The following is a 22,001-nucleotide window of genomic DNA, read 5'->3' as shown; positions in this document are numbered from 1 at the left end:
TCAAACAATATAATTGCAGAAAGCATCAAGGTATTGGCCGCAAAAAACCAGTAAATCTTTACCTGAATGCTGCTTAAATTTAATTACCAATGATCAACTGATGGTCTGAAAAGTAGGGAGTACTTCAAAAGTTTCAGTACTTCAAAAACATTCAAATCATCGTCAAAAGTTGTAAAAACAGCCGGATAACCCACTGCAACACTTCCGATCTGGTTCGCCATTCCAAGCGCAGCTGCCGGCCGTGTGGTTGCCATTTCAACCGCTTCCTGCAAGGGAATTCCCAAAACCTGAACCGCATTCCGAACGGCATCGCCCAGTGAAATGGTTGCACCTGCCAGATTGCCGTCCGAATTTGTATATCTTCCGTTTTTCAGGTAAGCATCAAATTCGCCCCATTTGAATTCTGTGACTTTTTCGCCCAGAAACAAGGCATCCGAAATCAGGAAAAGCTTATCCTTTTTGATTTTATAGGCAACACTTGCAGCTCCGAAATCGCAATGCACGCCATCAATGATAATCGGCGCGTACACCTGTTCCGAATCAAAAGTTGCTCCTACAAGGCCGGGCTGACGATGGCCGAATGCGGACATGGCGTTGTACAAGTGCGTAACCAGATTGATTCCCTGCGAAAATGCCTTCGTTGCTTCTTCATATGTCGCATTGGAGTGGCCGGCAGAAATGGTAATTCCGGATTCCACAAGCATCTGGATCTGCTCATCCGTGAACATTTCAGGCGCAATCGTCATCAGTTTGATCACATCTTTTCCGTAACGGATAATTTCTTCCAGCTCGGCATTCGTCGGAGTACGGACAAATTCTTTAACATGTGCGCCTCTTTTTACAGGGTTCAGAAAAGGCCCTTCGAGATGCATGCCCAAAACGCCGGAGCCCGGATTTGCAGAAAGATAATTTTTAACGGCTTCAATGCCTTTCAGTATATTTTCAGGCGGAGAAGTGATCAGCGTAGGAAGGACGTATGCGGTTCCGGTATTTACGCTGGCGTTATAAATATCGTCAATGGCTTCTTCGTCCGCTTTTTGGGTGAAATAATATTTTTCACCGCCGTTGATATGGCTGTCAAAAAAACCGGCGGACAGATTGGCAACTTTTGTGATTTCAGGATCGGAAACGGCAGACTCCATGGCGGATATTTTACCATCCAGAACCTGAATAAGCTGATTTTCAAGAACGCTGTTTCCGGTATAAACTTTTTCGGCAAATATTTGAGCAGACATCATGAGGCTAATTGTAAAATACGGTCTGTTCAATTAACGGAAAAAATGCAGCCGTTCAAAATACTATTTAATAATTATATCAAATTTGGTAAGCAAGCCGGCCAGGTCGGAAGCCAGAAATCTGGCCTTTTTGACATTATTACTGGCCGGATCAATCGTGAAATTTTTACTGTTCGAAAAGTCAGCGCCCGCAAGATTGGTATTATAAAAGACGGTATCCATAAAGTCGCAATTGTTCAGTTTGCATTTCGACATATCTGCCTGCGTAAAGTCTGCACCTTGAATCCGGCAATTGTTAAAAACACTTTTGTTCAGCTTTTTCTGTTCAAAAATGGCATAATCCAGAATGCAGTTCTCAAATTTGGCCGTAAATGCAAAGTCCTTGCTTTCGGAAAAATTAACGCCCGTCAGCTTGCAGTTGATAAAAGCAATATCGGAAATCTTGCAGTTTTTTACACTTGCATTACTGATGTTGCAATCCTGAAAAATACAGTCAATAAAATCAATTCCAGCCAGATCCGAAAAGGTACAATTTGTGAATTTATATTGTTCAAAACTGGTGTCCGGAAGCGGTTCCCGGCTAAAATCAATGTTGTTTATAAATTCCAGATTGCTGCTAACTGCCATTTTCTATGTTTGATTAAATATACTTTTTAATAACCGATTTAAGCTGATCCGCCTGTACAACACCCGACTGCCGCCACATCGGTTTGCCGTGTTTGAATACGATCAATGTCGGAACGCCCTGGATTTTGTACGCGTTGGCCGCTGACTGGTTTTTGTCCACGTCCACTTTGATGATTGTAGCGGAATCTCCAAGCTCGGATTTCACTTGTTCCAGGATGGGTTTCATCATTTTACAAGGTCCGCACCATTCGGCTGAAAAATCCACGAGAACGGGCTTGTTGCTGTTGATAAGTTCTGAAAATGTGGCCATGATTTTAAGTTTTTTAGTCCTGTATAATTAACCAATCCTGCCTGCGAAAGGTTTAAAAAAACCTGATAAGAAGCGGCATGCAAGCTGGTTTTAAAAGGGACAGAAAACATCATTCCAGCTTTGATTTAAGAAATCTGCCGGCTCTTTTCTCAATGAATTCGTAAGTAAAATGAGAATATAGAATGGTCAATAGAATGGAGACAAGCAACGAAATTCCGATCATAGGCTCCGTTGCCGGCGATTTCAGGATGCGGAAAAGGACTACATTGACGAAAATGAGCACAATGGCATGATTGAGATAAATGGAGTAGGAAATTTTGCCCAGATACTGGAACGGCCTGCTGGAAAGCAGTTTTGAAACCATGCCGCCGGAGCTTGCAAAAATGATAATCCCGATTGAAAAAATAAACGGAAAAGCCAGTTTCCACAAATTCAGGTTCCAGTGATGCGTAAAATACATGGCAGCAACCATAAAAATCAGAAAAGGAATTTCAAATGCAGCCAGATGAAACCTTCTTTTACTTAGCAAAAGATGCGTGTAAATGCCGATGCAGAAACACAGCAGTCCGCGTACAAAACCATAGTCGTAAGCCAGCAGATATTCGCCTTTTGAAATGATGAACAAGGCAGAAACAGCTGTAATTACGCCAAAAAACAGGTATTTGAATCGCGGCAGAAGCAGAATGACAATTCCGAAGACGAAGTAGGAAACCATTTCCGCAGAAATAGACCATGCCGGATAATTAATGCTCATCCAGCTGCCAAACACCGGCGTAGAGCCCATGAACGTAAGCGTATCCAGCGCAGTCGATAAGTAGTATTCCATACCGAGGTTTCCGGCATTTTTCATTGAACTTTCTTCTCCGGCCAGGTTTGCAAGGATGAAAACGATTTCGGTGTAAAACAGAAGCGGATACAGTCGTATGAACCGTTTTTTTATGAATGTTACAAAATCCCCGGCAGTACGGATACGGCCGATGTAATTCATGGCTATAACAAATCCGCTCAGGACAAAGAAGAAATCGACAAAAAGGCTGGAATGGATTACAAAGAAGTTGTTGTAAAAAACGGAGCTTTTGAATGCATTGTGATGATGAGCAATGACAAGAATGGAAAAAATGCCTCTTAATCCGTCAAGTTGTTCTACTCGGTCTTTCATGTGTGTTGCCGGAATCATTTTCCGGCTTTTCCGGATGCAGTTCCTGATGTATGAGAATATTAAGTTTAAGATACAGACGCAGCAATCCTGTTTACGGCGGCCGGCTTCATGCTTTGCGGATATCTGATTCCCAGAAAACGGATCATAACGGCATAGGGAAACCAGAATGCAATGTCGTACGGCCTTCCGCCGGTGATGAGCAGAACCATCAGCGACAAGAAGAAATAGGCAAGGAAAGTTGTAAGCTGGTTTGTATTTCTTTTAATCTCGCGAATGGCATAGATAAACAGGAAAAAGTTGAACCCTGCAAAGAAGACGAACCCGAAAAAGCCGTGATTTACCCAGGATTCCAGGATCGGGACATCCAGATAATCGGATTTATATCCTCTTCCAAGAAAAACATTCCATGAAAAAAGTGTTTCAATGAATTCGCCAAAACCGCTGACACGGCCCATCGCAGAATAATCGACATCGGCTGTATCGGAAAGTTTCAAACCCGTTGACGTAAAAATAACGTCCATAATACGGCTTTCAAAAACGTCCCAATAGCCAAGCAAAAGGTTCAGAATATCGCCGTAACGGTTGAGGAAATAATTGATGCCGACAAAAATAAGGATGATAATCAGCATATTCCGGAATTTGAACGCATTCCCGACGGCTGAGAAAATACTGGAAACCCGGAACTGAAACAGCAGGTAAGCGCCGATCATCAGTCCCAAACCAAGATAACTTGATTTCGCAAGCGAAAGAATAACAACAGCCAGACTGAACAGAACGGAGAAAAACAGGAACAACTTGGTGAAAATACCTTTTGTTCTGACAAGCATAATCATGGCTGTCAGTATGCATATGACGCCGTTACGGGCTGTTATATGCGGATTTCCGCCCGGTTGTGCGCCGTCATTCGCAAAACTTACGGCTGCACGCATGCCCGGCGTCCAGTTCGGGTCCGTCAGCAGGGAGTAAACAAGGGTAATGTTGGCAAAAAAGGAAAGAACAAACAAAACCGCAATGAGCGTGTCCTTGACATCGTTCGGAACATGCAGCAGTAAAACCATAAAGCCGAAAATGAAAACGTAATTGCCAATGTCAGCAACAGATTTTCCAACTGAATTGATAAAGAGGAAGTAATAAAAGGTAAGCAGCAAAAATCCGAGCCCGAGGTTCAGCAGAATCGTATTGGGTTTGTACAATCTTTTAAAAAGATGCACCGGCGTCATCAGCAGCAGCGCAAGCGTAAAAAAGATTGCCGTAAATACACTGCTTGCCGGACCGATGCCCAACGTATCCCGGAAAAAGAAAATCAGCGGGAAGCCGTTGAACATCATGGCGATGCCTAGCGAATATCTGAGGTTGGTAAAATTACTAGTGATGCTTAGTAAACTCCAGTTCATCTTGAATACCTGAAACGGATATATTGGAAATCAAACCGCAAAGCGAAATAGGCAACTTTACGAATCCGGCAACTAAGATACCTTATTTTGTTGAGAGGAGCGGAAGCATTTTCCGTAAGGTACATTTTCTGCACACGAAGGTGTTCTTCTTTTCCAACGGACGCAATGGTGGAAGATTTTGCATCCGCATGAACCCTTAAGGCACCGGCAAGCCCTTCCACTTTACGGACCGTTGTCGTTCCTTTTGCCGTATAGCGGGTTATGAATTCGTAATCAAAGGCAAAGCGGAAGCTTTCATCGAAAACCCCGTACTTTTCCACAAGGGAACGTTTGAAAAACAGAGACTGATTATGAATCTGCATGCCTTCCAGAATCTGGCAGTTCAGGTTATAAGATGTTGTTTTGAGAATTTCTGTAACCTCGTCGTCCGTTGTGATCATGTACAGATCTCCGTACAGAATATCATCGGCACTTTTGCGCACCGCTTCTCCGAAAATCCTGAATGTATCCGGGAAATAAACATCGTCCGAATTCTGGAAACTGATGTAATCTCCGGTTGCTTTTTCAAGTGCCTTATTGATGGCATGAACCTGGCCACGGTCTTTTTCCGAAACCCACCAGGAAAGGTATTTTTCGTATTTTCTGATTATATCAACACTTTTGTCCGTAGAACCGCCGTCAATAATAATGTATTCCAGATTGGGATAATTCTGGTTCAGAACGCTGAGGATCGTGCGTTCCAGAAAATCTGCCTGATTGTACGACGGCGTAATGACGGTGAGTTTGGGAAATTCAGACTTACTTAATGCACTTTTTGCCACGTCAATTTTTAATCCGGAAATGGAGTTCCGCAATTCGTGCGTGTTTTTTTCAAGGAAATTCATGCTGTACGGATTCCGCTGTTGATTGTTAAAACTGGTCAATATATGTGGAAACGGCCTTCAACCTTTTTGCAAATTTATTTCTGAAAAGCCTGTTTTCTTTGATTTCAGATGCTTTTCCGTACCCCGGAAATCCTTTTACGCCATGCATTTTTTCCTTCTCTTCAACCTTTTTCCGGTATTCAGCAAAAAGTTTTTTGAAAGTTTTGTTGTGCGAAAGCAGCCCGATATGATCCGACCAGATCGGATCAAAGAAGTCGAGGCCGGCAAAGTCAAGTGAAACAAGCGGTTTTTGATCAACAAGATACTGGCCGTTTTCTATTTCCAGATTTTTGTTTAAAACCGAGTTTAGCCCGTAATGCCAGCCCGAATGCGAAACCAGCGTGGTCTCCTGAATCCAGACGGGCACATAATTAAGCCATAACTGGTCTGTGTTCATGCCGCTGCAAAGATCAAACTGTGCGCGGTCGGCAGTGCGTTCGGCCCACCATTTTAGTACGCGGAGTGTCGTTTCCGAAGGTTTCAGCGTCCAGCTTCCTGAATGGAACATGCCTGCGTTCAGGATTCTTTTATCGTCCAGAAACGGAGAGTGCGGCAAAGGTTTATGAATATTTACAGTCAGGAAAAAAGCAGCGCCTGAACTCATAACTTCATCAAAAGGCGCGTTCAGGAAAACAGACGGCGACAAAAATGTAAGCCGGGTGCAGTTTTCATGCAGCCGGAGCAGTTCCAGTGCAAACCATGGCCGGCAAGCTGCAAGCAGTTCATAATCAAAGTAATGTTCGTGCATGGAGTTCCATGCCGGAAAGTTGGCCTGATCTGCTGCAAGTAATTTTATATGTGCCGGAAGATTGGTCAAAGGTACGGAATCAACCCAGCATAAGTAAAAAGCACAGTCCGGCTGATGAAGCAACGCGGAGTCGGCCAATACGAGTGCATGGGTAAGATTTGTTCGGTTGCAAACGGTAAATAGGATCTTCATGCGTAATTAATCCGCTTCCGGCAATGATTTGAAATAGGGCAATTGCTGAATATTTGATCTCGAAATTCCGGTCAGTGCAAACGGCAGGTTTTTGGTTTCAGGATTTTCCAGCGTTACGGCGTTCTGCGCAAAATGATTACGGACAATTTCCGTAGGCTTGCGCAAATACGGCCAGAAACGGTTGGCTTCAATATCCCAGAAAACGGAATCCGCATTGGGCAAATTTTCCGAATTCCGGTACTGGTGCGCTTCCCTGTTTTTCCCTTTCAGCGCTTTTGTCATCCGTTCAATCCGGCAAAGGTACAGTCCGTTATTTTCATAGCCGTTTGCAAACGAGATTTTCTCCGCTTCATTCATGCCCAGAAACCTGGAAATGGAATTGTTTTTAGCTGAAATCACATCATTGTAAACAGGGCCGGCTTTCAGATAATCATAACCTTGCTTGCACCAGTAATACAGTTCATCTCTCACGATCCAGCTGTTCAGCTCATGCACGAGCAGGAATTCCGACCAGTTGAAACGATCATAAAAGTCTTCCATGAGCAACAGACTGGCAAGGTGCTGCCGGGAACTGAAATATTTCCGGGGAAAATGAACGACGTCTATATTTTCGTTATGCTCTTTAATAATGGACAAATCCGCACCTTCATAAGTAATAAAGATCAGCGGATAACTGGTGAGCGTTTCCAGGCAATGATGCAGAAGTTTTTCTTCCGTAGGATTGATTTCGGGGTTCAGTATAGGGATTATTACAGATACAAGTTCTTTCATCAGGTTGTTGCCAGCTGGTCAATTAAATATTGCAATGGCATTTTCAGCCATTTTCTTATCCTCTGATAACGCCGGATTTGCACCGGCCTGATATAAGAACACGGAAATTTGCGATAATATGCATTTCCGTTCTCCAGAAGTTTGTTTCTGTAAAGGTCAAACAAAATTGTGAGATCCGGGCGTTGTTTCAGCTCAAAACGGTTTTGATATTTCGACAACACATCCGGTTTTTCAGGATCGTAGCCGCTGTAATGAAAGAAAATCAGCGGATTGGTTTCATTGACAAATATCGTATCGTTCTTCACAGAAAAAGTGCGCTCGTGCAGGTTCCAGTAAGCGGCATTGTAGCCCGGGTTTCTTTCGATATGGGTTTCCGGCATAAAAACCGGCAGAAAATTCATCCAGTTCTGATCGACAAAAAGACCGTTGCAAAGATCGATCAGGCATTCATAGCGTAGTTTTTCCTCCCACCAGTGAACAAACTCCGTCGTTTCTTCCGAACGCCGGAAAGCAGCAAATCCCAGGTTGTAAATTCCGGTATTCAAATGATGCAGTTCGTTCGGGACTAGGCGGTCTTCGATCGGTGAGTTGATGTGCGGCGTCAGAACGGCCTTATGCTCCGCAAGGGAATTCAGTAACCCGCTTAAAGGCTGAAATACAATGATATCCGGATCAAAATAGATGACGTTTTCAGCTTCCGAATACTGTTTGAAAAAGTAAGTAAAATAGAAAGGCTTGACGGCCGTGTTCAGTTCGGTAATATTATACCTGCCGGCCATTTCCTGAAAATCCTTTATGTCAATTTTATCAATTTCAATCATCGGGAATTCAGGCGTGTAGCTTTCATCAAAAACCACATTTTTAACCGAATCAACAAGCCCGATAATGAATTTTATTTCCGGATTAGTCGATTTCAGGGAATCTCCTAAAGTCCGCGCCTGAGCCAGATAATTGATTGAACAGATTGTAAAGGCAATGGTCATTGATTATGATTTTCCGAAACCTGTAAGGGTAAATACTTTTGAATGATGGCTTCAATGCGGGCTAGACTTTTATCCGTATTGTGCCTTTCCAAAACCTTTTTCCGACCGTTACGGCCCAGTGTTTCCCTTAAAGAAGGATCAAGTATAAGCTGGATAATGGCGTCCGATGCTGCTGAAAGATCCATAAACGGAATTACAAATCCCGCATCCGATTCAATCAGTTCCGGTGCACCGCCGGCATTGTCAAAGCATACAACCGGGATTTCCTGTAAAGCAGCTTCCAGAACAACCAACGGGTACGGGTCTTCGCGCGAGCTGAGCAGCAGTACATCAAAGCGGTTGATGTAATCCAGCGCATGCGGGGTAGGAGGGACCAGAATGATCCGGTCGCTTAAACCCATCTGACGGATATCGCTTTCTATAAGTTCATAAATTTCATGCTGAGGCCCGGCGCCGACCCACACAAAGTAAACGGGCAGCGGATTGGTTTTGTGAATCACGCTTTTGGCAATCCAGTTGAAAATGTCGTTTCCTTTACGCCATTCTGCATTGCCGCAGCCACCGATTACGATGGCATCCTTTGGAATATGGTATGTTCTTTCCAGTAAATCGCGCTGGACCGATTTAAGTTTCTGATCAATATGTTCATGATCAAAAAGCGTAAAGGTACTTACATGGCTTTCAGGAAAATCGAACCTTTTGATGTAATAACTGGCAACTGCTTTGGAAACTGCAATGAGGTCGTCCGTCTTTTTAAGCAGAAAATGAAGATGTTTTTCGTGCGTGTAAATTTTCACTGACATGCCCAGTTCGTGTACAAACAACACGAGCGGCAAATGGTTAAGAAATTTCAGGAAATCATGAAAAACGCCCGCATTGGCAATGGAATTTATAAATACAAGCCCGATGTTCTGAAGTTCGATTTCCGCAATGATCCGGTCGTTAATCTTCTGCACGGAACGTTCCTGATATCTTCTGTACAGATTAACCGTTTTAAGCAGTCTGCCGGTAAGCGGCGCCGGAGCTACTTTAAAGTTCTGGTAAAGCTTTGTGATACTTGTTACTTCTTCGAATTCACGTTCCAGCTCGCCGCCGTTGCAAAGCAGAAGATGCATGGGAACTTTCCTTTCTTTCAAAAGCCTCAGCAACTGCAAAAGCAACAGCTGACTTCCTGCCCTGTTTGCATCATGACTTACAAATAGTATTTTCTTCTGCTCCATTAACCAAATAAATTGCTATCTCAAACCCTGGATCACCCGATTACAAATCTCTTTTGCGGAAAGTAAATCAGTAAGCTTCAAAACTCTTTTTACCCGGCACTTTTTTAGCCGGATTTCCGACGTAAATACTCCATTCTTCGGTCTCTTTGGTAATTGCAGACGCCATTCCAACCAATGTGCCCTGTGCTATGGAAGTGTAATCACGGATTGTACTGTTCACGCCGAAAAAAGAATACGGTTCCACGACACAATGTCCGGAAAGGACAACGTGTGAAGTAAAAAAAACATGGTCTTTGATTTGCCCGTGATGGCCGATGTGATTGCCGCTCCACATGACAACGTTGTTCCCGACAGTCGTAAAGGGCTGGATTGTGTTGTCTTCCAGTATAAAACAGTTTTCACCGATTACATTTTTATCAAATACTGTGGCGCGTGAGCTGATGTAGGAAATAAATGCATAACCTTTTGCTTTGGCCTCATTGTAAATATTTTCGCGGTTGCGGTTCATGTTCCGGCCCGTCATCGGGGCAAAAAAAGCATATTCTCCCGGCGGAAAAAGATTTTCAACGTCTTCAAAAGCAACAACGGGCAATCCTTTAAACTGCTCTGCCTGAATATACTGGCGATTCACGGTGAAGGCAGCAACCTCATGTTCCGAATCATTTGTCAGATAATAGTGTGCCAGTTCTGCGGTATCCAGTACTCCGAAAACAATAATCTTGGCCATTCTTAAATCAGTTCGTAAGCCTTTAAATGTTTCATAATATCTTCAGGGCTGTTAAACATCATCAGATCAATAATGGATAACCAGGGTACAAAAGCATTTTTAAACTGCGGATACGGGCTTGATTTACTGTTGATAAAATCAAGTTTTATACCTTCCGTTTCAAATATATGCCTGTCATAAAGCGCCATTCCTCCGATCGGATTGATGTAATGATCAGCGTTTTCCTGTTTACAGATATCAAGTATTCTGTTCTGCCCTTTCAGATGGGTATTTTTATAGATCGTTGAGGAAGGTTCAATGACGGTCTGAATTTCCAGAAATGCGCAGGTCTGCTGAATGGCACTTGTGGCAAGCTCATAGATTGTTTGAACTTTTAAATTTACAATTTCTTCAATCAGAATAAAAACCTTTTCAAAATACGGTGCTTTCTGATACGATTGCCGGATTGTTTTCAGCAACTTTTTCTGCCACGGTTCGCTGTTTGACAATTCAACTTCATGGATCAGTTTATTCTGGCTTGCGTCTTTCAGCGGAATTGTAAAAAGGTGCGGCTGTCCGGAAACAAGAATATTGTTCCGGTTGATCCAGCCTTTATTGATAAAGTTGACGTCATCGTATAAAATAAACTTGTCAACCGCATGAATGAGCTGGAAATACCCTATATAAGGAAATATGTAGGGCTGCATGATGGCAATGGTCATTGATACGGTTATTTGAGCTTTCTTAAATAATAATCTTCTCCTTTAACGATGAGGTTTGTAAATGTTGTGTCTGTTCCTAAACGTATATCCTCCGGTAAAGATTTTATACGACTGGTGTCATTAATTACACTTTTTGCGTAAAACAGATAATCCGCTTCTTTGGGAACAGGCTTCAATCCTTGTTCAAACGGATTGATTGAAATCAGTTTACGCGTCAGTTTGGATCCGTAAAGCGGATATTCAAAGTCGTCGTTAATGGTTGCAAGTGCCACCGTTGCATCCTGCGGAACAATGGAATCAAAATGCTGGTATGCTTTCGTAACGTCCGGACGGGCAAAGGTCTGGAATTCGATGCGTTCTGTTTTTAAAGCTGATTTGTAGCCATATGCGCCGATCGGCAGACAGCGGATATTCAGATAAACAGACATTACTGCCGAAATGCAGGCCAGCAATACAATCAGAAAAACATAGCCTTTCCAGACGTTCCTTCTCGGCTTTATAATGGACAGCCGGTGATGAGAAAACAAAAGCAGAAGAAAGAGAACACCAAAGAGTCCGGTTTCAATAAAATAGCGTCCTTTAAACGGATCGTACGGCGCAGAATACGAAATAGCCGCAAAATGCAGGCAGAATGCCAGTGCCAGAAACCAGTGCACGCGTGAACGGAAAACACGGATCAGCACCAGAATCAGTAACGGGATGGTCAGTGCAAAACCGAAAATTCCCCAGTACGGATTGGCATTGTAAAAGTCAAAACGCCGCTGAAAGCTGAACGGTACAATGGAAAAATCGGTTTCTTCGTCCAGCCGCATATGCATCTTGTCTTCCAGAACGACAATCGGCTTGCGAACGATTGTATTCAGATCATAGCCCCACTGTGCATTCCGGAGGCCGTCAAGATTGAAAAAATCATATGCATAGCGAACCACATTCCTGCTTCCCTGTTCAAAAAGATTGGACAATGGCCCCGCGCGTTCAATAGACTGATGCTTCAATGCAGTTGGCGGCCCGATCGGATGCCCGAAAACCATGACATTTTTGATATAACCTGTCGGCAGCGTATAAACCAGAACAGCGATGAAAATAGCAGCTGCCAGTTTCACGAATCGGTTCAGAAAAATGCGGAAGTCCGGCGCCAGAAACACTGTATAAAGCATAATGACAAAAACCGAAGGCAACAGCAGTGCAAACGTGATTTTATGTCCGAACACGATCCCGAAGGTCATTCCAGCCAGATACAGGTATTTATTGTCTCTGTTTGTAAAATAGGTAAACAGAAAATAAAGCAGACAGCTCAGGTATGCAGTTAAAACAATGTCGGTTTCCGTAGTGACTGCCTGCATCAGGAAATCAAGGAACATGGCATAAGCCAGGGCGCAGAAAAAACTCGCCGAAAGATTCCTTCCGATGCGCTGCGCGATTCCGAATACCGAAATCAGCGTGATGTAATAGGAAAGATGATGAATCAGTTTGAACGCATTTTCAAATTTCCCGCTGATCAGATACGTGTAAATCTGAATGGTTGTAACACTTTTCGGATACGTATCCATGTTCCAGTTGGTACCGCCGAAATGTTCCATCGTACCGCGCTGGATGTACCGTACTGCCCGGTTAAGATGTCCGGTCATGCTGTCCCATTCATTTGGCGGCGTAAAAAGCACCAGGATCAGGTTCGTGACTGCAATAATGGCCAGCGTCCCGAACATGATAATGAAAATAGTTTTCAGGTACGGAGACAATTCTCTGACCCATACCCGAAATGCAGCAGCCCTGTTGGACAGAATGCCACGGATTTTATAATCCGGTTTTTGCGGGATCAAAAAGTTCCAGATTACATAATGCAGCGCAAGCGCAAGGAAAGTACCTGCGATCCATGCATAAATATTGGCGGTAAGGTTAAAGGCTGATAATACAAACCCTGCGGGAATAATGCTTCCTGCAAACAGAATAAAACATACAATAATCCATTCTGTCAGAGACTGTTGTGCAATTCTTTTTGCGACAAAACCAATGCCGTATATAAACAGTAAAAATGTTAGCCAATAAAGCAAGACCATAAACTATGGTTATAAGTGACCGTTAATTATGCCGGCGATCCGCTCAATATCCGAATACGGAAGCCCGACATACAATGGCAAACTTAACACTCTTGCTGAAATATCTTCTGAAACCGGACATGCAATTTGTCTCGGCATGAACGAAAGTGTGTTTAAAGACGGATAAAAGTATCGGCGCGGAATAATTTCTTCCACCCGTAAAGCTTCCATAACGCGGAACATCACCTGTTCTGAAGAAAATACAACAGGATAGTACGCATAATTATATTCAATGTCTTTGCTCAGGACCGGCTTGTAAAGCAGGTCCCAGTTCAGCAAACGGTCATAAGCCGCAAAAACTTCTTTTCTGGCACGGATGATTTCCGGAACATGCGGCAGATTTACCAAGCCCATGGCAGCATGAAATTCAGAATTTTTACCGTTTATGCCGGCGTACAGGTAATGTTCATCGCCCTGATGCCCGAATGCACGCAGCAGGGAAAGTTTCCTGTCAAGCTCGGGATGATTGGAAATGAGCGCGCCGCCTTCAATTGTGTGAAAAACCTTGGTTGCATGAAAACTGCATGTACTGATATCTCCGAATGAAAGCAGGGAACGGCCTTTATACTTGACGCCAAATGCATGTGCCGCGTCGTAAATCACTTTCAGGTTATGCTTTTTGGCTATGGCTTCGATCTTTTCAACATCACACGGGTTACCGTAAACATGCGTAGCCAGAATGGCCGTAGTTGCAGGCGTAATGGAATCCTCGATCAGATCGGCATTGATGTTGAAACTGGCAGCATCAACGTCCACAAACACCGGCGTACACTTTTCCCAGAGAATGGCGTTTGATGTTGCGCAGTAGGAAAACGGCGTGGTGATTACTTCTCCGGTTATCTCAAGTGCTTTGATTGCGATCTGCAGCACGATTGTGCCGTTTCCGCAGAAATAAAGATGATCAACCTGCAGGTAATTTTTTAGCCGAGTCTCTAGTTCCTGCAAAAGCGGGCCGTTATTCGTAAGATACCCGCGTTCCCATATTTCCCGGACATACTGCAGATATTTTTCCTGATCTGGTAAAAAAGTCTTCGTGACGTTAATCATTCACTGCATGTTCAATTTGGCGAATGGAAAAATTAAGTTGAGGGCGAATATATCCGGGCCATTTGCCATACCAGGTAACATTTTCACGATAATCCTCAATATCAAAAACAAGCGCCTCTTCCATGTTGTAAAGAACGGTGCTTGTATCTTTTACAATCATCATGGAAACCACGTAAGAACCGTCATTCAGAAAGTTGCCCGGCAGTTCGCATTTTCCGCTGACAAGCCCTTTGGCAAAAGACTCGGACTGAGTTCCTACATTGAATATGCATTCGCCTGTAAAAGTGTATAAATGCATGCTCAGGTTCAGATTGGCATCTTCTATCAGGTTCCAGAATTCAAACTCGAAGCTGACCGGCGTTCTTACGTCAATATGGCGAAGATCATCCTGATAGTCAGGGATAAGCCTGAAACTCTTGATCCTGACCTGATCATTTCCGGGCGCATTTTCAATATTGTCCCAATGCTTTTCCAGCATTTTATGCGAAACCTTGCTCAGGTAATTGGTAATGATATGCGTGGTTTCGCCCTGATCAATCAGCCGACCTTTTTCGAAGTAAAAAGATTTGTTGCAAAGTGCCTGAATAGCAGTAAGATTATGGCTTACAAACAGCAGCGTCCGGCCACTTTCCGAAACATCGCGCATTTTACCGAGACATTTTTTCTGGAATTCCGTATCTCCGACTGCAAGAACTTCATCCACAATCAGGATTTCAGGGTTCAGGTGTGCAGCAATGGCAAATCCGAGCCTGACGTACATGCCGGACGAGTATCTTTTAACAGGCGTGTCCAGAAACTTTTCCACACCGGCAAAGTCAACAATCGCGTCGAAAGATTGTCTGATCTCACTTTTGGACATGCCGAGTATGGCGCCGTTCAAAAAAATATTTTCACGTCCGGTAAGCTCGGGATGGAATCCGGTTCCGACTTCCAGCAAACTTGCAATCCTGCCGTTTATTTTAATCTGGCCGGTCGTAGGTTCTGTAATACGGCTGAGTATTTTCAGTAAAGTAGACTTTCCGGCACCGTTATGTCCCACGATCCCGATGCGATCACCCTGGTCAATACTGAAATTGACATCGCGTAATGCCCAGAATTCTTCCTTTTCAGCAAATCCCGCATCGTTACGTTTCCCGGAAAACCATTTGTTCATTGTATCCGTAACAATATCACGCAGGCTTGGAGAACCGGTTTTACGTTGGTGATCAATGATATATTTTTTGCTGATGTTTTCAGCTACAATTACAGGCATGCTTAAGTGTAATTTCAGATATGATCTACGAAAGTGTTCTCTTTTCTACGGAAATAAATCAAAGATAATATCAATATAATAAGGCTTAATACAGCTGTTGAGTAAAGACTTTGCGGATTAAAATAAGCTTGGTCGCCTAAAAGGCACCAGCGGAAACCATCAATAATGCCGACAAGCGGATTCAGGTTGTAATATTTTTCAAACCATGTGCCTTGCGCCAGCGTACTGCTGTAAGCGACCGGGCAAGCATACATTCCGACTTGCACCAGGAACGGAATCAGTTGTCCGATATCCCGGAAGCGTACATTCAGCACTGCAAAAAAGAGGCCAAAGCCCAATGAAGTAATAAATGTAAGTAAAATGAAGCAAGGAAGAAATACGATCTGCCAGCTGATCGGATGCCGGAAAAAGAAAGTAAGCAACAGAAAAATGCCGAAAGTAATCAGGAAATCGACAAAGCCGACGGCAATTGAGCTGAGCGGCATTAACAATCTCGGGAAGTAAACTTTTGAAACCAGATTGGAATTAATCAGGATGCTGTTGCTGATCTGGGTAAAAGTATTTGAAAAAAATGTCCAGATCGTGAGCCCGCTCAGAACCATCAACGGATACGGAACACCGGGATCGCTTTTGATTTTTGCAAGGTAACTGAATACAAAAACCATTACAATCATGGTTGCCAGAGGCCGCAGGACACTCCATGCAACACCCAGGAGCGTTTGCTTGTAACGTACCGAAATATCTCTTTTCGACAAAATCCAGAGCAATTGCCTGTTCAGCCATAAATCTTTCCAGTAATCCTTTTCAGATCCGCCTGCCTTGATCGTAATTGTGTGTTGTCCTGCCATTATGCTTTTGCTTCTTTGGGAACAGTGGTGAAGACTGTTCTGAAATAGGTGAAAATCAGCGCGATCATCAGACCGGCCAGAGCCCCGATCTTCGCTCTTCTTTTATCTTCCGACTTCATGTCGAGCGGAACCTTAATGCCTTCTATTTCGGTAAAAAGAGGCGCTTCACGAATCAGCGAAACACGCATTTTCTCTGCATTCGCCATGGCTTCATAATACAGCTGCTGAAGAAAAGTTGATTTTCTTTCCATACTGCTGGCTGTTACTTTTGCCTCCGGAAACATAAGTTGCTGACTGTAATCCAGTTGTCTGGCCAGTTTATGTTCTGCAATTCCCAGTACGGATGCAAGTGAATCGGCACGGTTTGTAAGCAGGCGCAGTGTTTTACTGGTTTTCTGAGTCTGGTTGGCAGTGTACATTTCTTCCACGGTTTTCAGAAGCGTTGTTACCCATAATCCTGCAAGCGTTTCATTCTCCATCGTACAGGAAAGTGAAATGAAAGAAGACTTGCGGTCAAGCGATGCGATTTCCGTTGCGCCGGCTGTTTTTTTAACGATTTCATTCAGTACAACCCTGGAATTCATATCCAGTTTTTTAATATCGTTGGTTGTAAAATGAAAATTCTGACGGTACGGCATTTCTTCCCAGTCCGAAGTTTTGATCCCGCTCGAATCAATGTAAAAATTGGCCAGTATCATTTTTTTTCCGTGAACGTCCACTTCTTTCATCAGATTTCTTTCCAGTACCGGACGGGATTTCACAAAATAGAAGAAGTTTTCGCCTGTAAAAATATTGGCATCCGGTGCAGAGCCCAGCCCCAGCAAACCGGCCACATCGCCCAGCCCCGCAGCCTGACTTCCGCTTCCCAGGTTGAATACAACATTGGCTTCATACTTGTTAGGCGTTTTCATATAGGTATCCATGGCATAACCGATACCAAAACCGACAATCGGCAAAAGCAGCAGCATTTTCCAATTGCGCAGGATTGCAGTTTTAACTACAAGTACCTTTTCTATGACATCCTTAGGCGTTAACTCGTCTTCAGGAACTGGCTGTGTTGTTAGTGTTGCGGACATTTTATCGGATGGTTCGGAAAGCTAGAACCGCAAAGATCAAACTCATGACTGAGGTTAATAAGCCGGTAGCAGTTGAAATTGTTTGTTGTGTGTTTAGTATTGGCGCGGTCCTCAAAGGAACGTAAATTTCTGATCCCGGTTCTACTTTCGGATATACGTTAAAGAAAAGAAACCTTCTCGTGCGGTCCACATTCCCGTTGGGGTATTTTACATAGGAACTCTTTTTAAGCGACTGTACAGTAAAACCGCCGGATTGTGAAATGTAATCCGTAAATGACATTCCTTTCCCGTATTTGACCGTGGTCGGATACAGAACAGAACCCGTAACCTGAACCGTTTCCAGTCTTTTCGGTATACGGATGATGTCGCCTTCCTGAACGATCAGGTCTTCGAAAGAGCCGGGATTTTTCAGGATATTTTTCAGTTTAATACCAATGGATTCTTCTTTGACATTCGGTACGTCGCCGATGATGGCGCCTTTCTTGATGCTTGTTTCCGATTGTTCTATCTGATCAAAATCCGTCGGTTTTTCCAGATCACGGACAACGGTTCTCCGCAGCAGGGTGGCTCCTTCCGGGTAGGAAAGCTCGGTAGGCCCGCCGGCTCTTCTGATGATATCGCTTATTTTATCATTTTTATTAATGATTGTGTAAGGCCCGGGAACCAGCACTTCACCTTCCAGAAATACCGTTTGCTGTTCCACGTAGTTGGGCGATTTGCGTACAGTAACCTGATCAAAAGGCAGCAGCACAAAATTGGACTCTTTGCTGTTCATCGAAAGATCGCGGTTTACATTGAACTTGAATACTTCCGAAATCTGCGCATTGGCTGCGCCTGCAACACTGTTCCTTTTACGCCTGATTACTTCTATTTCGGAATTATAGGCGGATTCTTTAAGGCCGCCCGCCTGAACAAGCAGATCTTCCAGCGTCATATCAATCGTATAGGGAAATTTTCCGTCATTAACACTGATCTTTGTATTATTGACTTCTCCCTCCACACTCACGTAAGCACTTTCGGCCATATCGAATTTGGAAGGAACAATAACCTGGTCCAGGCGCGTCAGTACAAGATCCGGAATAACATTGTTGATAATATCAGAGTAGTTCAGCGAAATATTCTGAATGGTCAGGTCTTCGCGGGTCCTCAGGACACTTATCCGGCCTACGAATGCATCTTCCCGCAATCCCTGTGCGTTATCGATCAGCTTTTTCAGTGACGGACTGTTGTCCAGTGAGTAATCACCGGGACGCATGACGGCACCCTGAATGGTGATTATATTTTCAAAACGGTCCAGAACGGTTTCTACATGGATCGAATCGCCGGATACCAGGTCGAAAGTGTTATAGTTTTCTTCCGAAACGTCCAGCATTTTTCTTTCTTTTGAGGTAATCCGCTGGATTTTGAGCCTTGCCCGGTATGCCTTGTCATTGAACCCGCCGGAATAACGGATTACGTCCGCCAGTTTTTCCTCAGGCTTGACTTCATAAATACCCGGACGTTTAATCATTCCGGTTATCTCAGCACGTTTCAGATAATAGCCGACAATGATATTGTCATTGTCCTGAACCCGGATATCGCCATCGATTTTACCATTGACAAGATAATCGTAGATGTCCATACGCGACACCACTTTTCCGTTTCTTACAACGCGCACATCACGGAAAGATCCAATTTCATTCGGTCCGCCGGCCTGATATAATGCGTTAAAAGCGGAGGCAAGCGAAGGCAGTTCATATGTTCCCGGATTGATAACTTCGCCTGTTACAAACACCTTTACAGACCTGACTTCGCCCAATGATACGGTGAGTTTGGTTCTGGCCGTTTCACCGCCTGTTCCCATCAGTCCCGGCGTAAATTTTGCAAACTTGTCGATCAGTATTTTACGGACTTCCTCAATACTTCTACCGGATACATAAACATTTCCTACGCGGGGCAGGGAAATAAATCCGTCTTTGGTAACGGTTACATTATGAGTACTTTCTGCATAGTTGTAGAGATAAATTTTTAATTCATCTCCCGGACCGACGATGTAATTGGTCGGAGTTGCTATTTCCAGATTCGGAATAGGGTCGAGTTTTTTATTTGCAAAGATGGAATAACCGAATATTTTTTGCCGTAAAGCGAGCTTTTCCTGCTCTTCCGGTGTTAATACTGTAGAAGTTTCCGAGTTGATTTTGCTCTGTTTTTGTAAGTCCGAAGCCTGATCCGCAGCATTTTTACCTTTGTCATTAGTCTGGCTCTCGGCATTTTGCTGGTTCGCAGCGTTCTGGTTTCCAGCCTGCTGCTGTACTGAGCCGGATTGCTGATTACCCTGGGCACTGCCTGCTGCATTGCTTCTCGGATTGCCGGTTGTCGTATTTCCCTGTATAGGAGATGTCGTAAGCGGGGCAGTAGAAGATGGTGCCGTTGGTAGTACCTGAGAAAGGGCAGGTATGCAGAATATTAAACTGAAAAAATATGGAAAAATGCTTTTAAAACTACTGATCAATCCGAATCTGTTCATATGAATATTTTTGTACTATTAAAATGCTGATAATTAATTAAAACTACATAAATGACCAGTATTTTTAAATGTATATTATGAGCATGCTAATATTTGAATGTGTATATCTTGGCAAAGTAAATTAGATTTTTCCTATTTTTAAAGAAATTCTGTTAATTGAACTTCCTACCGGTGCAGCAAGTGAACTGAACGGCGAATGTAAAGTTATAACAGGGTAACGACAAATGCCCTGAATTATTAAAATACAATATTTAAAAACAGTTATCTCCCTCAAAGGGACACCTATTTATGGAAAGTACCAACGTTCAGTACAATGAAGACAGCATCAAATCGCTGGATTGGAAAGAACATATAAGATTAAGACCGGGCATGTACATCGGTAAGCTGGGCGATGGCTCCGCCATTGACGACGGTATATATGTGCTTGTAAAAGAAATAGTTGACAATTCCATTGACGAGCATATGATGGGAAATGGAAAAACCATCGAAATCAAGATTTCCGAGCACAGGGTGGAAGTAAGGGATTATGGCCGGGGCATTCCGCTGGGAAAGGTCGTGGACTGTGTTTCAAAAATCAATACGGGCGGAAAATACGATTCAGGGGCATTTCAGAAATCGGTCGGGCTGAATGGCGTCGGAACGAAGGCGGTTAATGCGCTTTCCTATCATTTCAAGGTGCAGTCGTTTCGGGAAGGAAAAACCAAAAATGCCGAATTCCAGCAGGGAACGCTTCTGCATGAATCAAAAGAACTGACCACAAATCAGCGTAACGGTACGCACATTGCGTTTGAACCGGATGGCACTATTTTCAAAAACTTCAGATATATTCCGCAGTATCTGGATAATATGATCTGGAACTACTGCTATCTGAATGCCGGCCTGACGATTAACTTCAACGGACAGAAATATTACTCCCAGAACGGTTTGCTCGACTTGCTTCAGAGCAAGTCCAAGTCGGACCCCGATTCACTGCGTTACCCGATTATCCATCTGAAAGGGGACGACATTGAATTTGCCATGACACATGGAAATCAGTATGGCGAGGAATATTATTCGTTTGTTAACGGACAATATACAACGCAGGGCGGAACACACCTTGCTGCATTTCGTGAAGCAGTTGTACGGGCTGTAAGAGAACATTTCAACAAGGATTATGCGCCGGAAGATATACGCTCGTCCATTATTGCTGCCGTTGCCATCCGTGTTCAGGAACCTGTTTTTGAATCGCAGACTAAAACCAAGCTGGGCTCCAATACCATTACACCGGACCCGAACAGTACAACGATCCGGACTTTCGTAAATGATTTCGTAAAGGAAAGGCTGGACAATTACCTGCATATGAACCCGGAATCGCGGGATGCACTGAAGAAAAGAATTGAGCAGTCGGAGCGGGAAAGAAAAGAACTTGCCGGAATCAAGAAACTGGCGAATGACCGTGCCAAAAAAGCAAATCTTCATAACAAGAAGCTGAGAGACTGCCGTTTGCATCTGACCGATCTGAAAAACGACCTTCGTTATGAAAGTACGCTGTTCATCACGGAAGGAGATTCGGCGAGCGGGTCCATAACCAAGTCCAGAAACATACAAACACAGGCCGTTTTCAGCTTGCGCGGAAAGCCGTTGAACTGCTTCGGTCTCACTAAAAAAATCGTATATGAAAATGAAGAATTCAATCTTCTTCAGCATGCACTGGACATTGAGAACGGCGTTGAGAACCTTCGTTTTAACCGGATTATAATTGCTACGGATGCGGATGTGGACGGAATGCATATCCGTTTGCTGCTGATGACGTTTTTCCTTCAGTTTTTTCCGGACCTTGTTCGTAACGGTCACTTGTTTGTACTGGAAACGCCGCTTTTCAGAGTCCGCAATAAAAAGGAAACCATTTACTGTTACAGCGAAGAGGAAAAACAGGCTGCTGTGGACAAGCTGGGCAGCAAGCCGGAAATAACCCGTTTTAAAGGTCTCGGAGAAATTTCGCCCGAAGAATTCGGCAAGTTCATCGGCGAAGACATGCATGTGGAACCGGTGATTCTGCAGAAGGAAACTTCCATACAGAAATTGTTAAGCTACTTTATGGGTAAAAATACGCCTGAAAGACAGCGCTTTATTATTGATAATCTGAAAATTGAAAAGAATGTAGAGGAACTTGCATTGGCAGGTTAGCGGGCACTTTGCTTATATTT

At 43.7% G+C, this 22,001-nt stretch carries 19 protein-coding genes; 1 reads left to right on the top strand and 18 read right to left on the bottom strand.

Going from position 1 to position 22,001, the window contains the following annotated elements; translation table 11 throughout:
* Positions 1 to 83: 83 nt before the first annotated feature.
* From nagA to FEM33_RS11010, 18 genes are all read right to left on the bottom strand, one after another.
* Positions 84 to 1,238: an N-acetylglucosamine-6-phosphate deacetylase gene (nagA, locus tag FEM33_RS11095; RefSeq protein ID WP_229214196.1), complete on the bottom strand. Its 1,155-nt coding sequence runs from the start codon at positions 1,236 to 1,238 to the stop codon at positions 84 to 86.
* Between the two features lie 60 nt (positions 1,239 to 1,298).
* Positions 1,299 to 1,862 (bottom strand): pentapeptide repeat-containing protein, encoded by a 564-nt coding sequence (locus FEM33_RS11090; RefSeq protein WP_139012097.1) that lies wholly within the window; start codon positions 1,860 to 1,862, stop codon positions 1,299 to 1,301.
* A gap of 13 nt (positions 1,863 to 1,875) precedes the next feature.
* Positions 1,876 to 2,172: a thioredoxin gene (gene trxA, locus FEM33_RS11085; protein ID WP_138281110.1), complete on the bottom strand. Its 297-nt coding sequence runs from the start codon at positions 2,170 to 2,172 to the stop codon at positions 1,876 to 1,878.
* Between the two features lie 109 nt (positions 2,173 to 2,281).
* Positions 2,282 to 3,331 carry an acyltransferase family protein gene (locus FEM33_RS11080; RefSeq protein WP_139012096.1) on the bottom strand — a complete coding sequence of 350 codons (1,050 nt, stop codon included), beginning with the start codon at positions 3,329 to 3,331 and terminating at the stop codon, positions 2,282 to 2,284.
* Between the two features lie 65 nt (positions 3,332 to 3,396).
* Complete coding sequence (locus FEM33_RS11075; protein ID WP_139012095.1) at positions 3,397 to 4,725, bottom strand: hypothetical protein; 1,329 nt, start codon at positions 4,723 to 4,725, stop codon at positions 3,397 to 3,399.
* Positions 4,722 to 5,609, bottom strand: coding sequence for a glycosyltransferase family 2 protein (locus FEM33_RS11070; protein WP_139012094.1), 888 nt, complete (start codon positions 5,607 to 5,609; stop codon positions 4,722 to 4,724). The genes FEM33_RS11075 and FEM33_RS11070 overlap by 4 nt, the downstream gene beginning before the upstream one ends.
* 25 nt (positions 5,610 to 5,634) lie before the next feature.
* Positions 5,635 to 6,588 (bottom strand): hypothetical protein, encoded by a 954-nt coding sequence (locus FEM33_RS11065; RefSeq protein ID WP_139012093.1) that lies wholly within the window; start codon positions 6,586 to 6,588, stop codon positions 5,635 to 5,637.
* A 6-nt stretch (positions 6,589 to 6,594) separates the two neighbouring features.
* Positions 6,595 to 7,359 (bottom strand): DUF5672 family protein, encoded by a 765-nt coding sequence (locus FEM33_RS11060; protein ID WP_139012092.1) that lies wholly within the window; start codon positions 7,357 to 7,359, stop codon positions 6,595 to 6,597.
* Complete coding sequence (locus FEM33_RS11055) at positions 7,359 to 8,342, bottom strand: glycosyltransferase family protein (protein ID WP_139012091.1); 984 nt, start codon at positions 8,340 to 8,342, stop codon at positions 7,359 to 7,361. Before FEM33_RS11055 ends, FEM33_RS11060 begins: the two co-directional genes overlap by 1 nt.
* Positions 8,339 to 9,562 (bottom strand): glycosyltransferase family 4 protein, encoded by a 1,224-nt coding sequence (locus FEM33_RS11050; RefSeq protein WP_139012090.1) that lies wholly within the window; start codon positions 9,560 to 9,562, stop codon positions 8,339 to 8,341. The genes FEM33_RS11055 and FEM33_RS11050 overlap by 4 nt, the downstream gene beginning before the upstream one ends.
* Positions 9,563 to 9,629: 67 nt before the next feature.
* Positions 9,630 to 10,289: an acetyltransferase gene (locus tag FEM33_RS11045; protein WP_139012089.1), complete on the bottom strand. Its 660-nt coding sequence runs from the start codon at positions 10,287 to 10,289 to the stop codon at positions 9,630 to 9,632.
* Positions 10,290 to 10,291: 2 nt separating this feature from the next.
* A complete protein-coding gene (locus FEM33_RS11040; protein WP_139012088.1) occupies positions 10,292 to 10,990 on the bottom strand; it encodes a WbqC family protein in 699 nt (232 codons plus the stop codon).
* Positions 10,991 to 10,998: 8 nt separating this feature from the next.
* Positions 10,999 to 13,047 (bottom strand): ArnT family glycosyltransferase, encoded by a 2,049-nt coding sequence (locus tag FEM33_RS11035; protein ID WP_139012087.1) that lies wholly within the window; start codon positions 13,045 to 13,047, stop codon positions 10,999 to 11,001.
* A gap of 9 nt (positions 13,048 to 13,056) precedes the next feature.
* Entirely contained in the window at positions 13,057 to 14,133 is a 1,077-nt protein-coding gene (locus tag FEM33_RS11030) for a DegT/DnrJ/EryC1/StrS family aminotransferase (RefSeq protein WP_139012086.1), read from the bottom strand.
* Entirely contained in the window at positions 14,126 to 15,385 is a 1,260-nt protein-coding gene (locus tag FEM33_RS11025; protein WP_139012085.1) for an ABC transporter ATP-binding protein, read from the bottom strand. Before FEM33_RS11025 ends, FEM33_RS11030 begins: the two co-directional genes overlap by 8 nt.
* 14 nt (positions 15,386 to 15,399) lie before the next feature.
* Entirely contained in the window at positions 15,400 to 16,233 is an 834-nt protein-coding gene (locus tag FEM33_RS11020; protein WP_139012084.1) for an ABC transporter permease, read from the bottom strand.
* On the bottom strand, positions 16,233 to 17,309 hold the full coding sequence (locus FEM33_RS11015; RefSeq protein WP_139012083.1) for a GumC domain-containing protein: 1,077 nt from the start codon (positions 17,307 to 17,309) through the stop codon (positions 16,233 to 16,235). Before FEM33_RS11015 ends, FEM33_RS11020 begins: the two co-directional genes overlap by 1 nt.
* A gap of 1 nt (position 17,310) precedes the next feature.
* Complete coding sequence (locus FEM33_RS11010) at positions 17,311 to 19,815, bottom strand: SLBB domain-containing protein (protein ID WP_139012082.1); 2,505 nt, start codon at positions 19,813 to 19,815, stop codon at positions 17,311 to 17,313.
* A gap of 288 nt (positions 19,816 to 20,103) precedes the next feature.
* Between FEM33_RS11010 and FEM33_RS11005 the strand changes: the two genes are divergently transcribed.
* Entirely contained in the window at positions 20,104 to 21,981 is a 1,878-nt protein-coding gene (locus FEM33_RS11005; protein ID WP_139012081.1) for a DNA topoisomerase IV subunit B, read from the top strand.
* Positions 21,982 to 22,001 lie beyond the last annotated feature (20 nt).

This window comes from Dyadobacter flavalbus, assembly GCF_006149045.1.
In the GTDB taxonomy this organism is placed as follows: domain Bacteria; phylum Bacteroidota; class Bacteroidia; order Cytophagales; family Spirosomataceae; genus Dyadobacter; species Dyadobacter flavalbus.
The sequence above is the reverse complement of the archived record's forward strand: the minus strand, read 5'-3'. Positions and strand labels throughout refer to the sequence as shown.

Coding starts and splice junctions, on each gene's coding strand:
- FEM33_RS11040 (WP_139012088.1), bottom strand. CDS start 10,990: ATGACCATTGCCATCATGCAGCCCTACATATTTCCTTATATAGGGTAT.
- FEM33_RS11020 (WP_139012084.1), bottom strand. CDS start 16,233: ATGGCAGGACAACACACAATTACGATCAAGGCAGGCGGATCTGAAAAG.
- FEM33_RS11015 (WP_139012083.1), bottom strand. CDS start 17,309: ATGTCCGCAACACTAACAACACAGCCAGTTCCTGAAGACGAGTTAACG.
- FEM33_RS11080 (WP_139012096.1), bottom strand. CDS start 3,331: ATGAAAGACCGAGTAGAACAACTTGACGGATTAAGAGGCATTTTTTCC.
- FEM33_RS11060 (WP_139012092.1), bottom strand. CDS start 7,359: ATGAAAGAACTTGTATCTGTAATAATCCCTATACTGAACCCCGAAATC.
- FEM33_RS11050 (WP_139012090.1), bottom strand. CDS start 9,562: ATGGAGCAGAAGAAAATACTATTTGTAAGTCATGATGCAAACAGGGCA.
- FEM33_RS11070 (WP_139012094.1), bottom strand. CDS start 5,609: ATGAATTTCCTTGAAAAAAACACGCACGAATTGCGGAACTCCATTTCC.
- trxA (WP_138281110.1), bottom strand. CDS start 2,172: ATGGCCACATTTTCAGAACTTATCAACAGCAACAAGCCCGTTCTCGTG.
- FEM33_RS11065 (WP_139012093.1), bottom strand. CDS start 6,588: ATGAAGATCCTATTTACCGTTTGCAACCGAACAAATCTTACCCATGCA.
- FEM33_RS11005 (WP_139012081.1), top strand. CDS start 20,104: ATGGAAAGTACCAACGTTCAGTACAATGAAGACAGCATCAAATCGCTG.
- FEM33_RS11035 (WP_139012087.1), bottom strand. CDS start 13,047: ATGGTCTTGCTTTATTGGCTAACATTTTTACTGTTTATATACGGCATT.
- FEM33_RS11075 (WP_139012095.1), bottom strand. CDS start 4,725: ATGAACTGGAGTTTACTAAGCATCACTAGTAATTTTACCAACCTCAGA.
- FEM33_RS11055 (WP_139012091.1), bottom strand. CDS start 8,342: ATGACCATTGCCTTTACAATCTGTTCAATCAATTATCTGGCTCAGGCG.
- FEM33_RS11030 (WP_139012086.1), bottom strand. CDS start 14,133: ATGATTAACGTCACGAAGACTTTTTTACCAGATCAGGAAAAATATCTG.
- FEM33_RS11025 (WP_139012085.1), bottom strand. CDS start 15,385: ATGCCTGTAATTGTAGCTGAAAACATCAGCAAAAAATATATCATTGAT.
- FEM33_RS11010 (WP_139012082.1), bottom strand. CDS start 19,815: ATGAACAGATTCGGATTGATCAGTAGTTTTAAAAGCATTTTTCCATAT.
- FEM33_RS11090 (WP_139012097.1), bottom strand. CDS start 1,862: ATGGCAGTTAGCAGCAATCTGGAATTTATAAACAACATTGATTTTAGC.
- nagA (WP_229214196.1), bottom strand. CDS start 1,238: ATGATGTCTGCTCAAATATTTGCCGAAAAAGTTTATACCGGAAACAGC.
- FEM33_RS11045 (WP_139012089.1), bottom strand. CDS start 10,289: ATGGCCAAGATTATTGTTTTCGGAGTACTGGATACCGCAGAACTGGCA.